We start from the raw sequence: 17083 nt of genomic DNA on the forward strand, positions 1-17083 counted from the left end.
AAAAAGCGGCATTACTGAATTGTGACCACATTTGAGATCACTATTTTATTTGTTATGTTGTTCCATACAAATGCTTTAATTGTGGAGCCCATAATATAATCCGGTGATTTTAATATGGCTTTCATTTGTTTATTTGTACCGGCAGGGATGGATTGATCTATTAAAGAATATCGTACCATTTGGTCCTGCTGATTAAACAAAGCTACAACTAGAACACCACTTTGATTGACTAAAGAATTGTTTTGGACGGTCACATCCGTTACTACAGTTGTTGAACTGCTTAATCCAGTAAGCATATTGCCACTAAGATCTCTTAGAGAAATATTTTTAACAGTAAAAACTGCAGCACCCCAATTTTTATTGTAGGTAATTTGATAAGTTTTCGAACCTGTATTTCCGTAAGCATCGATTCCTGTGAATACGATTTCGTTTAATCCCTCCTGTAAAGTTAACGGTACATTAAATAGAGTATCTGCCGATATGTTGAGATTATTACTCACTGTTACTCCATTCAATTTGACAGTGACTGCGGCAGCTCTACTGATCTTACCTGTTAAATTAAAAGCAGACACATTAACTGAAGTCGGTATTGGAGATGCAGGCGTAAAGACAACTGCTGATTTATTATAGGTAACCTGCAGAGTTTTAGAATTAACTACATTTCCATAAAGCTCACTGTTCTTTGCAGAGATGCTAATCGTGTTCAACCCTTCATTCAAATTGAGTTTATACGAAAATGATGCCCCTGCTTCTGCATATACAGCATCAACAACGGTAACCCCATTGTTCGTTACAGTTAATTGAGTCCTGTCTACTACACTTCCTTTTATTGAGTATTCGGGAATATCCACTGTCTCACTTAAAGGATTACTTATAGAGAAGAGTGCGGAACGAGTGAATTTCACATCGTTAAAGGAAGCCGCAGTTAAATAGTCCGCGTTGCTGGTCAATTTTGGAGCATCCACTGCCATACCTACATAAACCGTATCTCCCATATCGATTTTTTTGGACCCAACCAGAGTCCAAGTGATACTATTATTTGATAAATAACCGTAAACTGTGTTTTGATCCCTTACTATCTTCAACCAGAAAGGGGCTTTTAATGAGGAGCTTCTTACTAAATCCTCACTATAATCTCCTCCCTTAATATCCCGGTGTAGTAAAGAAATCTTTCTGCCGCTTGTATCTACAGCCTTGTCACTAGTACCATCCGGGGTTAAAAAGAGTGCTGTTGACTTAGCATCGGGATCGAGGCTGTCGCGAATCATTAATCCTGCTTTAGTCCTCTCGTCAATTTCAGAAGCAAAGCCAACATTTGCGATCATTTCAAAGTTTCCTTGAACAGGTTGATATACATACTGAAATGAATCGGACTTATTTCGAATATCTCCGGATCCTTTAACCATATATCTCGTCCCATTTAGGCTAGCTGTACCAGGTATACTCACTTGACCGATATCCTTGGAAATCCAAGGAGCTACATTATTCGGACCGTTCACATAAATAATAGACACTGAAGACAATGTCATTACACCGTTATTGTCCACCGCTTTGGCATATACATAATGCTCTCCTTCTGGAGCACTTGTCCATGTAAATTCATAAGGCGCAGCCGTCTTTTCACCGATTTTTTGATCACCATCATAAAAAACTACCTTGGCAATGGTTCCATTAGTCGCATCTGAGGATGCATTTGCGGTAATCTTTATCGAATCATTTACTGTAAAAGCTTGATGCATCGATGGGCTGACAATGGCTATGTTAGGATTTAGTGGTACTGCAACAACCAATGAATTGATATAATTTTCAAGATTCGTATAACCGTTACTGCTAATTAAAGCACCATCCGTCTTTATGTTCGGATTTAGACCGTGAGCTGTTTCCCAAGAGTCTGGAATGCCATCCCCATCGCTATCGTTAGGAGCTACTTCAGAATTTAACTCAGGTAACCCGCCATCACTTGCAATAGTGTTAATAAGTCTACCCTTACCTAATTTAACATCATTCATAATCTTCTGATCCAAAGAGTCACGTTTCGGAAGAGATGCCCCCGCACTTTGAAGCACTTTTTCGTAAGCTACTGTTGCCGAATCCGTATTAACTGGTCCACCTATAGGATCTAATGCATCCGGTATGATCATAGGCTTAAGCTTGCGTATAAATGTGCCATCAGGAGAAATCGCTTTAAAGCCCCCGCTGGAATTTTTAACCCAGTTGTCAGTTGTAACATCGGCTGCGCCTTCCATGAAATTGCCGTCGATATAAAACGCTCCTCCGCCTCCTCCTATATCTGAGGGATTAATAATCCGGCTCTTGACCCCGTCAAAAGTGCTAGGTCCCGGCTTATAATAGTTGTTGATCATATTGATTCCAACTGCCTGTTCTCCACCGTATGCTGAGTTTCCTCCCCAGTTATAAATGACGTTATTGCGATAATCAATTTTAGTAGGGAAGTTGTCAAAATCTGTTTGTCGGTCGAACCGGGGATTTCGGCTATTATGATTCACTATGAGATTATGGTGATAGGTTGCGTTCGTTCCTCCCCATATTCCTCCGTAGCCATGCGCCCCTTTATCATGGATGGACTGATTCAAGCTGTCACTAATTATGCTCCATTGTACTGTAAAATTTTTACGATTCTTCACTGAGAAAGTTTCATCAGTACTCCAACTAAAAGAGCAATGGTCAATAATTACATTATTCCCCGAAATATCTGCAGTATCGCTTAATACTTCAATTCCATTTCTAAACCGGATATACCTGACAATAATATCTTTTCCTGTATCATTATTTCCGAATTTAACCATATAACCACTGATAGCAATACCATCACCAGGTGCTGTTTGACCAGCAATAGTTAAATTAGAACTTGTAATGTCCAAACCTCTCTTCAAATTAATAGTACCGGAGGTTTTAAATATAATCGTTCTATTTCCTGAGCTGATGGCATCACGAATTGTTCCCGGAATAACTGCTTCACCTTTGGTAGTATCATAATCATTCAAATTATCTACCACATAAACTTCAGTTCCCCGCCCACCCTTGGTGTACATGCCTGCACCCTCTGCACCAGGAAATGAAGGTACTCTAGGTTGCTCATTTGGATCAATTTTAATAGTAACTGTTTGAGTAGTTGTTGCAATCTCTGAGCTATTGATATAACGGTATTGTATGGTGCTGGTGCCCGGTTGACTTACTTGGAATTCTGCGGCATAAGTAGTCCAGGGACCGTTATTTATACTATACTGAACTCGATTTTCCTCCGGAAGCTCCCCATTAACTTCCATGTAAATCATAACTGGTTTAGTATAAGAACCTAATTGTCCATCTGGAAGAGCTGGGGCTACTTTAGAGGTTATTTCTGGGAAAATCTTTGGAATAACAATTTTTCTTGAAGGATCCCATCCTTCAAATATTCGTGGAATTGTCAAATTACTCGCTTCTTGAGGTGACATCTGTGAAGACATCTTACGTGTTGTTGGACTTGCACCAGGTCCCATGCTGTTATATTCAGACAAGTAATAAGTATTTAGTCCTTCAGTCATCGGAGTCCAACCATCCACGTGAATATGATCATCCATCCAAGTATTGATATATCGTACTGTAGGCTGATCCTGCCATGGACGACCCAAATAATGCTTGCCTTTCGTGGAACTATCTTTCACAAGACGAGAATTAATAAAAACTAGTCCTGGAACGTCTCCGTTCGGATTTTTTGTGGCACCTGCAGTAACATATCCTCCCATATCCGAGGAATCAGAGGAATTGACACTAATAGCATCCACATGATCGAAGATAGCAGCAGTCGCAGGACCATAAATGTAATCAGTACGCCCCTTTATTTCGCTGTTATGATAGTATTGTCTACTTTCTTTAGTATCGTAAGAAACTCCTGCGTACAGAGTGTCTTGGTAACCCACAATTCTCACATTATCAAAAATTACTTGATCTGAAGCAACTAAAACAGCAAGTGCTCGACCATTTTCTACTTTTGAGTTGTTTTCAATTGTCAGGTTTTCAGCACTAAATTGATTTGCCGTACTACTCTTAGTATCACCTACGGATAGAGTTGCTGTTTCAAGTGGTTGTAATAGAGTATTTCTATTAGCTGGATTCACCGTTTTTTCTGAGTCGTTGTAAATGATCTTTGTTTTATCCCTACCGGCCCCCACTAGGCTTACAAATGGTGCCTTAATAGAAAGCTTTTCCTGATAGGTGCCTGGTTTGATGTAAATAACTTTGCGACTCGTATTAGTTACGGGAATTGTCGCAAGCGCCTCAGTAATATTAGAGTAATCTCCACTACCGTCCTTGGAAACAGTAATCACTGTCGCAGGTACAACAATAATTTCTTCTGAATTTTGGCTAATGCCACTTACATTTGAAGCGGATACTACATAGTAATATTGCTTCCCATTTATGATTGATGTGTCTTTATATGTCGGGACAGTCAAATTGCTCCCAACTGGGGAATATGGCCCACTGTTTGTTTCACTTCTAAGTACTGTATAAGATGTTGCATTCGACACAGCCGTCCATGATAATTGGACACTGCCATCATAAGCAACGGCTGAGAAATCTACTGGAGCTAAGGGAGCACCTGCAGTCTGTGAATATGGAATAGACTTAACTTGATTCGAAATAATACTCTCTGTGGCTGAGCCAACAGCTGTGACCACATAGTAGTACATCGTACCATTAACAACAGAATTATCCGTATAGCTCGTGCTCACAACATTGCTAGTATTAATGGTGCTATAGGGTCCACCGTTAACAGTACTCCTTTTCACATTGTATGATGCGGCCCCTATTACCGGATTCCAGGATAAATTAACTACTGCATTACCGGAAGCAGCTTTTAATTCTGATGGACTTGCTAATACAGAAGATGTTTGAGCCGTAGTCTCTGCGCCTACAGCTTGTAAATCAAATAAAAAGGCATTTAAAGCAATCAAAAAGCACATCCCCATAAGTAGGGCTTTTTTCATTTCATAACCTCCTGTACCATGTATTATTGCAACTGAACTTCATCCGATAAAGGCTTCATTCCATTCAGGCTGTCCCAAATAAACGACTTCATATGATAGCCAGTTACATCAGTGGGTAGAGTAAACCCTGTTATTAGCGTCTTTGTTTCTCCTGGTTCAAAATCAGCAATAACACTGGAATAGTTAAGCATTGAATTGTTTCCATCATACAAAACAAACCATAAAGTAATTTGTTTGGCTGACGCAGATGTGTTAGTCACTTTTCTTTGTGCCAGAATATCCTTTGATGGTGATAATGTATTAAGAAGGTTGCCATTTAAATCATATGTTACCGCTTGCCCTGCCCAAAACGTATAGTTGATCAAGTAATTGACCGTTTTTACATTTCCAGCAAGATCTATAGACGAAATTTCAATCTGGTTAGAACCTTCCGCTAATGTCAAAGGATAAGAAAAAGGCTCATATGCAGCTTTTACAACGGAATCTACTACTTTTATCCCATTATGCTTTACAGTCAAATTGGCTGGCTTACTTACAGAACCTTGAAGTATATAGACAGCCTCTTTAACTGTAGCTGGAGGTGTAGAAATGCGAATATCCGGTGAGATAAAATCATAATTCACGACTGCAGTTGACTTCTCCGACAATGTAGAATTATTTCGCCTAGCGTATACTTCAATAAGATTGAATCCAGGCAACAAGTTCAAATTCACTTTAAATTTATTGTTTGGTAGAAATTCCTTGTACACTGAAACAACATTTTGGTTCTGATAAACTGACAATGTAACATTTTTAGAATACACATTTTCACTTATTGAGCCTGTTAAAGAATAAGAAGAAGAATTCACCCATTGTTTTATCGGGTCCAAGGCCAAACCAATCTCGGTTCGTTTAGCCATTACGAAATACCCCGCGTTTTTACCTGCTTTAAAGTCATTATAGTTGTTATACCCCATCGTCACTTTCTGACCTGAAGCAAAATCTTTTTTGTAAATTTTAAATAAGTAAGAAGTCGCCGTATCACTCATTTGAATAGTATCTCCTGTTTCAGTCCATTCTGACAAGAATGCAGGAGGTGTCGTTTCCAGTATATCTACTGCCACATATACCGTAGCATCGTCTTTAACAGAGAAGTCTGCTATTTGTTGAAAAGCAGTACCGTCTGCTGCATTAGGATATGTCATAGTATCCGCTTGTGTAGTTCTTACCCATTCCATATTCGTATATTTTGCTGGTATAGATGTAAACTTAATAGCTTTATCCGCAAATGCCAAATCGCCGATATTTAACCCCGAATTAATAGACCATTGGTTTGCATTGTAGTTACTATATGCGGTGACAGTACCGATCACACTACTATCTGGAGTTGGGATCGGTGTGCTTGCATAAGGAGTACCTTCAAATTCGACTATTTCACCTTCGTAGTCAATTTTATTTAATTCATCCCTAGTTACTACAGAGAAACCTATGACATAAGTTTTTCCATTTGTTAAAGGAACTGATTTTTTCTGTATGAGGTCATAGTAACTGGAAGCGCTAGGACCAGGAATAAGGTTGCTAGAAAATGCATTTTCTGTGTAGTTTGCTGTTGCAGAAAAATTAAACCAATCCGTTTGTCCCTTTTCCTTTATCCTCCAACGGTATTTAGAAGCCCAAGTATATGACTCCGAGAAAAACGCGACCTTTGTGTTTCTACCTACAACACTAGTGACGAGGGGGCCTTTAGGAAAGGGGTTAAATGGTATACGTGTAACTTTAATTCCACGAACATACAAATCACCGTTTGCAGCTGGAGTGGCGATTGATATTTTTTTTAGATCATAAACATTATTAGTATTTTGCCTAGCCTTAATTAATTTCCCGTCTAGCCATATACTGAATTTTTTAGTGACAGTGTTTAGTTCTATTCTCATGGTATACCATTGATTCAGATTATACGGGGTAGCTAGATCTGTCGGGGCCGTATCCGGAAAGTATACAATTCCTTTCGATGCATCCAATCCTGCATTAATCAGATTAGTAGCTCCCCCTCCAGGAGGGCTGAAAAGAAGTATACGGTCTTTCATCTTAGTAGTTCCTTTTTGCATAAAAGTGATTTCAGTTGATATTGTACCTGTCAAGGTCTCACTAAAGGTCTTACTAATTTGAAACTCAACACCGCTTCCAGCTCCTTTAACACTAAGATGAAGTGCTTTTTCATTTGTAACTGGATCAACTTCTACAGTAGCGGATCCTTCACCTGCCGAAAGCGTTGAATAATCGAATCCAAGTTGTGAAGCCGATTGTCCATCAAATGCCTGAGTAAAATCTTTGTTAAAAACTGTTACAGGATCATAAACACTATCTGCAACTGATGATGATCCAATATCTGCCGCAGATGCAGGTGTTACCCACATCCCGCCACCAATAAGTGCATTCAACATAAGCATGAAACATAACACACGTGCAATTTGATTACGCAAAATAAAAGGCACCTCCAAAGAAAAAATAGGTTGCATGAAATAAAGATTTGTTGGTTGATTCACGTAGGAAGTTGGCTTTTTTGACCTATGTATCAGCGTATTGTGCAATTAAGGTCCATGCCAGATTGATTGTCGTATCAAACTATACTTTCACAAATCCTTTCCATCCTCTCCGATATTGAACTTTAATTTTTTATCACCCCTTTCAACAGCAAGTCCTGGAACCGCTCTCAAATACTTCAGCACAATTATTGAAATAAAAAAGTAACACAATCCCTTTTAATGAAAACGTTTCCATTATATGGTTTAATTTAGATTTATTACATCACTTACCACTCACACAGCTCGGTCTTATGTTGACTATATTACAAAAAAATTCACGCATCATAGGTTGATCTGTTCCTATTTATAGGTTATTCAATCCATCTCCACACAAAAAGACGGCCAGTATGCCTACCAGCCGCATTCCCTTTAAACATCGACTTCCTCCAAATAGACTGGACGATTCTCAGCCATCGAACGGTATGCCGCAAAGACAGCTTGCAAAGTGACCAAATTATCCGAAATGCTATTCTCCGGCTCACGATTCTCTTCAATAGCTCGCATCAGCTCGCCCATCGTACCCATAAACGCATGAGGAAACCATCTTCCTTCCAATGGTGGGGTGTACAAACGCCCTGCTTCCAGCCGGTTACAGTAAAAGCTAATCATATCCTCCTGACCAATCGGATAATTATACAGCGCCCCGTTCGTCCCGCTGATGTTCCCTTCGGTCCCCTCAAAGCGGAATGTCGCGTACCAATCTTCCTGCGGCATATGGTTGTTATGATTATCATGGATGAGACCGCGGGCTTCACCTGGGAATTTCATATGGATCATAGTGCGGGTTTCGCCTCTATACGGCTGGCCAGGGTATTTGGCCCCATCGGCATACACATATTCTGGATGCAACCCCAGCACATAACGAACTGAATCTATATAGTGAATGCTGTGATACATAACCTCAAGCGTTGGGATCTGCACAAGCCAAGGCCAATTCTCCCATTGTGTATGGACATTGACTTGGATCGAAGCCTGCAACGGCTCACCAAGCCAGCCATTCTTAACTATGCAGCGGCTCGCTTGAATACCAGGAGACCAGCGCATCTGTTGATTGACCGCCGCTTTGATGCCGAAAGCCGCGCAGCTTTCCACCAAAGCCTTCGCTTCCACATAGCTCTCAGCAAGTGGCTTCTGGCACAGAATGTGCTTGCCATGTGCTGCTGCTTGCTTGGCGACCTCCGGTTGATATTTAGCCGGAACGGCAATATCTACAATTTCAACCTCGGGATGCTGCAGCAGCGCTTCCAAAGAATCGAACACCACCATGGTCGGATGCTCCTGAGTAGCGGCTTCTGCCTTCGCCTTATCCAGATCATAAATACCAATAACACGAAATCCAGCCAACCGATAAGCCGGCAAATGCGCATGAACAACAATCTCTCCAGCTCCAACAATTGCAATCCCTCTCGACTTATCCCGAGGCATCTGTGGCTTATAATCCAAGCTGAGGAGTTCACCACCATCATGAGCTAAGCTCATTCGCTTCCCCTCCATTTTTCCGACTATCCATCAGCAATAGTCCGCTCTTTTCAAAATCTCATGTACCTGACTAGCAGCCCTGTCAAGCGCCTCAACCACGCTACATCGAAGATTCAAAGCATCGTCCACCATCTGTGACAGCACTTCGTTGATCGCAGGGTACTCAGGAATCGGCAACGGACTGTTGACATTCTGATGCACAACTTCAATGTTCTTATAGTAGGGGAATTGCTGTCGCACTTCATTATCCCTCCATGTGGATAAACGAGTACCGTTGCCTCCACACATCGAGGTTGCCTTATCCATCGCAGCAGATGCCGTTTCTTTCACGAACTGATATGCCATTTCCTGATTGGTACTGCCTGATGGAATACCAAGTACCCAATAAATATTTAGAGACATGTGACGTCCTGCAGGTCCTTCCCCTTCAGGAATCACACCTGTGCCGACTTTCCCCACAATTCTGGACATGTCCGGCATTTCCGCAACGGCGGCGAAGCCTGCCCAGTTCCACATCATAGCGATGTTTCCTTGAGCAAAATGGTTCCCACTCTTAACACTGTCCATCTCCAAGGCTTCCTTGGGCACCACTCCATGTTTATGTATCAAATCGACCAGAAATTGCAAAGCTTCCTGACCGATACTCTGATGAAAGAGCGGCTGCCAATTGTCCGAAACTAACTCACCACCACGGCTCCAAAGCTGAATCAGAAAATCATATACATTGTTATGACCATCGGGATAGGAGGCCGTTAATGCACCATACATCCCCTCTTCAGGTCTGGTAAAAAATCGTGCGACATCCACGAACTGATTCCAAGTCTCAGGCACTTCCAACGGATATCCATGCTTCTTATAAAAGGCTTCTTGTTCCATTGAATCGTTAAACAAGTCGCTGCGATAAATGAACATCTCCGGTCCGTCATGATACGCTATACCATAGATGCTCCCGTCTTTGTCCGTTTGCAGCCCGCGCATACTGGAAGACCACGCTTCCGGCCAGCCTTCGGGTGGGTCTGCAAGAAGGTACTCATTCAGCGGGACCAGCAGTCCTTGCTGTATCGCCTCCGGCAGCCAATCCGTTACGCACAGAAATAAGTCATGAGAGTCGGAAAGTGCTTCCTTACCCGATACCATACGATCATACAGTCTGTGAATTTCCTCAAACTCGCGCTCTACCTCCCATCCGGTTAGGCTCTTGAAGTAGTTTGCCTGAACCCCGAATGAAGCCTCAAACCCGGCGAATTCCCGTGAAATCAGCTTCAGCTTGTGGTGATTCGCTTTTACTGTATCCATCCATTCGGCCTCCCTAACATTTAGGACTGCTGTTGTTTTCTTACCATTAATAAATGATCGCAAACCAATACCGTTTCACCAAGTTGGTTAAATACTTCACAGCGTTCACTAACGATACCGAATTCCAGACGCTTAGGATGATCCTTCTTTTCATGGATACTCGCACGAACTTTAATCGTATCACCGATAAAGACAGGCTTTACAAATCTTAATCGATCATAACCATAGGAAAAGGCTTCGGGATTCACCTCTGTCGCGGTCATACCAACAGCTACGCTAAAAATCAATGTGCCATGAGCAATACGCTGGCCAAAATCCTGCTCCTTACACCATTCTGCATCCATATGATGCGGATAAAAGTCACCCGTCTGTCCCGCGTGCATAACGATATCCGTTTCTGTTATGGTTCGGCCGAAAGAATCCCGTGCAGACCCAAGCTCATATTGCTCAAAAAAAAGCGATCGTATCATACGTTTAATACCTCCGCTTTGATTTTATCATTGTGCTCTCCGATTTTTGGCGCTCCCATAGTTGAGGTAAGCAGGCCTCCATCAATGCGAATCGGACAGCGGGTCGTTGTCAATGAAGCTCCATTCCCATTCATCGTTTGCTGCGTCATGTTCAATGCCCGGAATGCCTCGTGCTCCAAAAGCTGTTTCCAGTCCAAAACTTCAGCACACCAATAATCTGCTGGTTCTAAGCGAGCTATCCAATAGGCCGACGACTGGCTTTTCAAATGATCTCTTAGAATAGCCTTGATTTCATCTCTGCGAGAGAACCATGTGGCAGGCTCATGAAACGATTCCAACGCTGTGCATTCCAGCAATTGTCCCAGCTTAATGACGGAGCCCATAGCTAAAGCAAGATAACCATCCGCGGTTTGATAAATCCCATAAGGCGCCCCTAAATAAGCGTTAGCATTGTTAACGGAGCTTCGCTCAGGCAATTTGCCGCCATCGTTCATGTGAGTGGTGAGCACCTCGAATTGAAAATCCAGAATGGATTCCAGCAGGCTTACCTCTACATGCCCGCCTATCCCCTTCACCCCGCGCCGTACTAGACATGCAAGAATTCCTTGTACTAAATGAGCACCCGCGAACATATCCGCAATGGATAAACCAAATGGAACAGGCGGCTGATCCGCATCCCCATTAAGCCAAGTAAGGCCTGAAAGCGATTGGACCAATAAATCCTGTCCGGGTTTGCCATTCCATGGACCTGTCTTTCCGTATCCGGTAATTTCCCCATAGACCAAGCGCGGATTCCATTCTCGTACTGCTTCATAATGCAGCCCCATCCTTTCGATCACACCGGGACGAAAATTCTGAATCATCACGTCGGCTTTTTCGATAAGCGCTCGGATGAGCTTGAGATCCTCAGGATTTTTTAAATTAGCTGAAATGCTCTCTTTATTCCGGTTGATGGAGTGGAACAACGTGCTGTCCCCATCCAACTCCATGTTTGAAATATATAAGCTCCGGCACAAATCGCCGCCATCTGGTCGTTCTACTTTGATGACTCTTGCTCCGAGGTCCGCCAGCCTTAATGCCGCAGAAGGTCCGGATAAAAACTGGGCAAAATCAAGCACAAGCAAGCCCTCTAACGGTCTGAAGCCCGCTGCTGTCATAGGTGTCGCTCCTTTAAGTAGTCTATTTGGTCCCTTTCAATTGCAAAGACTCCCGGTATAATCGGTTCATCTGCTCTAAAATAAGCTTATGATCTCCACCATGCATCATGTAGTCGCGAACATAGTCCCCGGCATGATCTTGGAAATGTAAATACCCATTATATCGCGGTCTTACATAGGCATGGTCCAGAGTAGAAAGTGTATTCGAGAAATATTGTGCTGACTGCCTGTTATTTTCTTCATCTGTCCAAGCTTTTCTATGCCCTGGTTGGCCTCCGCTAGCCATATACAGAGTTCTCTGAATTTCTGATGAAGCTGCAAACTGAGCATAGCCAAGTGCCTCTGACTTATTTTTGCATGAAGCCGACACTGCGATACCGGTACCCCCAAGTGTTGAGCGTAACATGCCATATTCCTTATAGGAAACCAAACCGCCAAAGGAGAGTCTATGCTTCCCATAGCCTGCACGTGCGTAGTTGGAATAACCGTAGGCAAAAGGACAATAGACCACTTTCTCCTGCTGTGCCATCGCTTCATATACGGCAATCGGGTTCCATTTAAAAATATCAGCTGAGCAAAGGGAGGCCAGCTCCCGAAGCGCTTCCAGTGCAGCATGCCCAACCTCGACCGATACAACCGCTTCTTTCCCTATAAAAGGTTCTTCCCCGTTAGCTAAGCAAAACATATAAAAATTCATTAAACTATCTATCGGAATAGCTGGAAAAGCAACAACTCCTTTGCCCGCTAGTTCAAGCAGCTGCTCCCAATTCACAGGAACCTCCAGCCCTTTCTGCTGCAAAAGATCTTCTCTCCATGAGGCAACTGGGGTTGCAGCGTCAATGGCGAGTGCTGTTTGACTGCCAGCGAACTGATAGCTCGCATGAGACTGACCCACTGTATGAGCGGCCTGATCCTGCAAATAATCTACCTTTAAATATTCATTTAACGGTAGAAGCACCCCTGAATCTGCGGCATATCCTGCCCATGGGTGATCTATGACCAGTAGATCATACTCATCGATTAGAGCTTGAATAGGCAGATCTGCAAACTCCTGTAAGGATCGTTTGTCCCACTGAATCGTTACCTCAGGAAATACCTCCGAGTAACGCTGTGAGGTTGCTACCATGGGAAGATATCCCCGAGTGTGGTTCCATGTGATACCGCGAAGTAAAATGCTCATTTCAAGCCTCCTCCCCTTATAGGGATACTATTCATGTGAATTCGTGCCATTGCCCTATACGCCAGAAATACGGACCGGACCGTATAAGCCGCCACTTGGGAACCATTGCTGCCAGTCCTGCTCCTGCTCCTGACGATCCTTGTTCCAATACGTAATATCCGGATTGCCGCCAACGAGACTTGTAGGACGGCCAGTTTCATAATAAGTGCCTAATGTATTCGTAACCCGGATTCGCAGCCGATGACTGCCTTCCGCCAAGCTCGGAAGCGCGAACCGATATGGCTTCCAGAGCCTTACACCTAGCGGCTCACCGTCTATCCAAGCTTCTGCTGTACCTCGCAGATGACCTAAATCGAGCTCGCAGCCTGCTGCCAAAGAAGACAAGTCGACGTACTTTTCGTATTCGACGACACCGCTATGATGCGCCAAGCAAAGCGCACTTCTCCAGTCACCCAACGAGCCGAGCGCGGGAACCGTCTCGAAGCGGATTGGTGCCAGCAGTACAGCCGCTTCCGAATGTGAGCCATGCGGCGTTATTCTCACCGCTGCTAAGGTGCCGGCAAGCTGAGGCTCAAACTCGAAGCTGCCACCCGTTGCAGCAGCCTCGACGCCGTTGATCCAGACTTGCGTCTCCCCGGCTGCGAGAATGTGCATTTTGCACGCTCCCACCGGAAGTGGGAAGCGCAACCAGACAGGCTTGCCTAGCAAGTCTGGAAGAATGGAGAAGGCGAGTGGCTTAGGCTCGGGAACGGACTCTGGCATCAGCCAGCCGACCGAAGACAGCGGATGCGGTCTTGGGGAGATCCATAGCGATTCCGTCTCAGCAAACTGGAGGACCGAGAAATGATGAATGCCTGGAGCAGCCCCCTGCTCATCCGACCAATCCTCGCCCGTGCAGAAGGAAATGCTTTCTCCATTGTTCAGCTCGATGAGTCCGTCAGCGAATACCTCTCCTTTTCCTTCCGGTAAAGTGAACTTGATTTCATTAGCACCGCTGCGCCACATATCTGTTATATCCACTTCCTCCTGCCCCTGACGGATATAGGGATTAAAGTCCCCGTGCTCCGTTACCTTGACCCCGTTCACATACAGCTCCGCACGCCCACGGGCGGCGAAGACTATACGAACTCGACGGAAAGACTGCTCAGGGGAGCTATCGATATACTGGGTTAAGCTGGATTGCGGATTCGGGTTCTGTGTAAGCAGCCATTTCGGAAGCGATGGACGTGCTTCACTGTTCACCTCGATACCCGCCCGTATGAGCCCGTTTTTAATAGCTACAGCCTTTAACAGCAGCTCATTGCTGCCTTCTCTCAGCTCTATCCACGCGGTCTGCTCCTCCGGCCCACCATGCAATGCAATCTCCTTGCCGTTAATGTGTCCGGTTATGTTGGAGTTACTCTCCGTCCTGATCCAGTAGCGCCCATCAGCCGGTGCGATTATACTGGTTTTTGCCCAAACCGCTGCATGCTTTTCAACCTTTCCAAGATTAAGAAAGCGGCGTGGGACACGGCCCATTCTTCCGGCCCAGGAACGCATTGCCATATCTCCAAACACATTGCTGTATACTTGACGAACCGCCTGGTGCTCTTCGAATTGTTCTCCCGGGCATATGAGCCAGTAAGCAGACTCGCTCCATAGCCGGGTCAGCCAATCTGTTTCGTCTAATCCCGCTTGATGCCATCCTGCTACCTCTCCGTCAGCTTGCCCGGTTTCCAGCTTAACACGCATCTCGCGCCGTTCCACCTGTACATATTCACCGAAGCCATCATGCAGATCGAAGTCTCCATATCGGTTATCCAGCGTTGACTCGGTGCGAATTTGCCAATCGTTCGAATCCAGCTGTGTCGATTTGCAGGAGAGTTCAGATGTGCTAATCTGCGCAGGAAACAGCTCAGACTGATGCTCCAGATCCTCGTTCACTCTCGACTCCGACTCCTCCATTACCAATGTGGCTGTCTCAGATTCTTCCACGCATACAAGTAAAGCCGCGGGCCAGGAAGCAAACGGAACCGTAACCTCAATCCAATCGCCATCCCGAGTAAAAGCTATAGGAGCTGCCGTTCCTTGAACAGGGTCCCAGTATTGAGGAACTCGATTCGTTTTCAACCGGTATATGGCTGCGGCAGCTTCCTTCGTTTCCGGAGTTGCCGGCTGATGCATTGACAGTAAATCTCCGTTCCCCGGGAGCAGCAGGAAAATATCCGCCTCATCCGTTTTGCGGCATAATGCTTCGCCCGGCCCCTCTACACGCTTTGAGATCCGGGCTTCGATAAGCGCCGACGCTTCCTGAGCATCCTCCACGTAGACGGCTCCGGCCAAATCCCGCTCCGCCTCCGGAACATCAACAGCCACAACTAAGCCGCCCTGCTTAAGCCAAGCCTCTACCTTGACTCTGGCTTCTTCATCCATAACGGTTGTTCCGCACAGCACCAGGACCGAGAAGCTCTCCTCCGCAATCCGCAGCTTAGCTCCCTGAGGAATCGACTTGTGCAAAGCACTATCGTCAGCAATATCGTAATCCAGCTGAGCCTTACGCAATACGCCCACCTGATTCTGGGAACGGCGATTCCAGCTGCCCGTAATCTCGTGATATACGTTCTGAATCTGAGTTACCCGCTCATGTGATTCACGGTTCGACACTCCCATCGGATGCTCATTGACTTTTCCATCGGATAAAGACAAATAGCCGCACACGGCATAAGATGGGTAATGCACTGCGACATCGCACACATGAGTGCCCTCGCTCAGCAAATAGCAGATACGGCTGATGGTATCAGCGAAAACTGGGTAATGCTCGAAATACGGCTGCCTCCAGCCGGTATCAGGCGGCGCCCATTCCCACCAGCCTCCACGTGTGCTGAAGTAGATTGAATGTGGACTATACACAGTAGCGCCCGCCTGAAGCCACGGAAGCAGCCAATGCATCGTCTCCTCCAGCGTGCCCCCCCAGCCGCTCGAATGGAACGCTTCCATAAATACCCTTGAACCTCCGTGCAGATGCACCATCGAGGAATGAGGCTTGATCTCCCCGTCCATATCGCTTCCAGGTGCATTATACCAGCGGTGCGTGCGAAAATAATCCAAATAAATACGCTGTGCCCCATTCGGGTCGGCTCTTCTTGCCGGACCAGCCTGATCGCAGCAAATAAGCATTCCGCGTTGGCGATGCCATTCTCCAAGTGGTATAAAGAAGGACTGCTCGGCAAGCTCAGCCGCGAGTCGATATACGCGACGCCGTACCTGCTCGCAGCCTGGCAGCGCCTCGAACAAGGCTGGCACATGCGGAGCGAGTTCTTCATTAAATCTTTCTTTGTAAAGCACCGACAGCTCGGGGGTCCACAACGGAAGAGGCGGAAGCTCGTCCTGGAAGCTGCCCGCTATTGTTTTGCCCAGATCATGGGGAAAGCGTCGCTCCATCTCTCCGTGAACCCGATTGAGCAGTTGCGCTGTAGCACGAGGGTCCAGCCAATTGAATCCCTGTCGTACGGAGACATATCTATATTCGCCTGTTTCAAAAAGTACCTTAGAGGACTCAGGCAGCTCTTCCTCTAACAAAAATCGGCGCAGCTGATAACCAGCCATATCCGGCGACTCCGTGACGATACGAGCGGGCATATTCGATCCAGAAAATCCGATTTGGTCATAGAACCACAGATGCATGCCAAGCCGCTCGGCTTCGCGTAAAGCCACCTCGAACATGCTCCACCAATCCTCGCTGGCATACACAGGGCTATCACTCACAGAACCGTACTGTGGGCCGGTGGGAGCTAGATTGATAATGCCAATATTGCGAAGACCGCCATCACGGAACTTTTTCATTTGCCAACGTACCCGCTCAGCTGTCACCTCTTCGGCACTCCACCACCAGAAGGGGACCGGTCCAAAGCGAGGATTCGCCTGGGCAAAGTTTTGTTTCAATTGAAGGTTGTTCATCTGTCAGTCCTGC

The 17083-nt window shown here is 45.3% G+C and carries 8 protein-coding genes; all 8 read right to left on the bottom strand.

Features of this window, described 5'->3' with window-relative positions; all coding sequences use genetic code 11:
* Positions 1 to 11: 11 nt before the first annotated feature.
* On the bottom strand, positions 12 to 4988 hold the full coding sequence (locus tag GC093_RS27050; RefSeq protein WP_171655039.1) for a pectinesterase family protein: 4977 nt from the start codon (positions 4986 to 4988) through the stop codon (positions 12 to 14).
* 23 nt (positions 4989 to 5011) lie between these two features.
* The gene (locus tag GC093_RS27055; RefSeq protein WP_171655040.1) at positions 5012 to 7513 is read right to left on the bottom strand and encodes a hypothetical protein; all 2502 of its coding nucleotides are present in this window, start codon (positions 7511 to 7513) and stop codon (positions 5012 to 5014) included.
* 408 nt (positions 7514 to 7921) lie between these two features.
* Positions 7922 to 9031: a Gfo/Idh/MocA family protein gene (locus GC093_RS27060; protein WP_171655041.1), complete on the bottom strand. Its 1110-nt coding sequence runs from the start codon at positions 9029 to 9031 to the stop codon at positions 7922 to 7924.
* 30 nt (positions 9032 to 9061) lie between these two features.
* Positions 9062 to 10327 (bottom strand): extracellular solute-binding protein, encoded by a 1266-nt coding sequence (locus GC093_RS27065; protein ID WP_171655042.1) that lies wholly within the window; start codon positions 10325 to 10327, stop codon positions 9062 to 9064.
* A 20-nt stretch (positions 10328 to 10347) separates the two neighbouring features.
* The gene (locus GC093_RS27070; protein ID WP_171655043.1) at positions 10348 to 10797 is read right to left on the bottom strand and encodes a MaoC family dehydratase; all 450 of its coding nucleotides are present in this window, start codon (positions 10795 to 10797) and stop codon (positions 10348 to 10350) included.
* On the bottom strand, positions 10794 to 11954 hold the full coding sequence (locus tag GC093_RS27075) for a CaiB/BaiF CoA transferase family protein (RefSeq protein ID WP_171655044.1): 1161 nt from the start codon (positions 11952 to 11954) through the stop codon (positions 10794 to 10796). Before GC093_RS27075 ends, GC093_RS27070 begins: the two co-directional genes overlap by 4 nt.
* A gap of 22 nt (positions 11955 to 11976) precedes the next feature.
* Positions 11977 to 13134: an ABC transporter substrate-binding protein gene (locus tag GC093_RS27080; protein ID WP_171655045.1), complete on the bottom strand. Its 1158-nt coding sequence runs from the start codon at positions 13132 to 13134 to the stop codon at positions 11977 to 11979.
* A gap of 54 nt (positions 13135 to 13188) precedes the next feature.
* Positions 13189 to 17070, bottom strand: a complete 3882-nt coding sequence (locus GC093_RS27085; protein ID WP_171655046.1) for a hypothetical protein — start codon at positions 17068 to 17070, stop codon at positions 13189 to 13191.
* Positions 17071 to 17083 lie beyond the last annotated feature (13 nt).

Origin of the sequence: Paenibacillus foliorum (assembly GCF_013141765.1) — a bacterium.
GTDB classification, from domain to species: Bacteria; Bacillota; Bacilli; order Paenibacillales; family NBRC-103111; genus Paenibacillus_S; species Paenibacillus_S foliorum.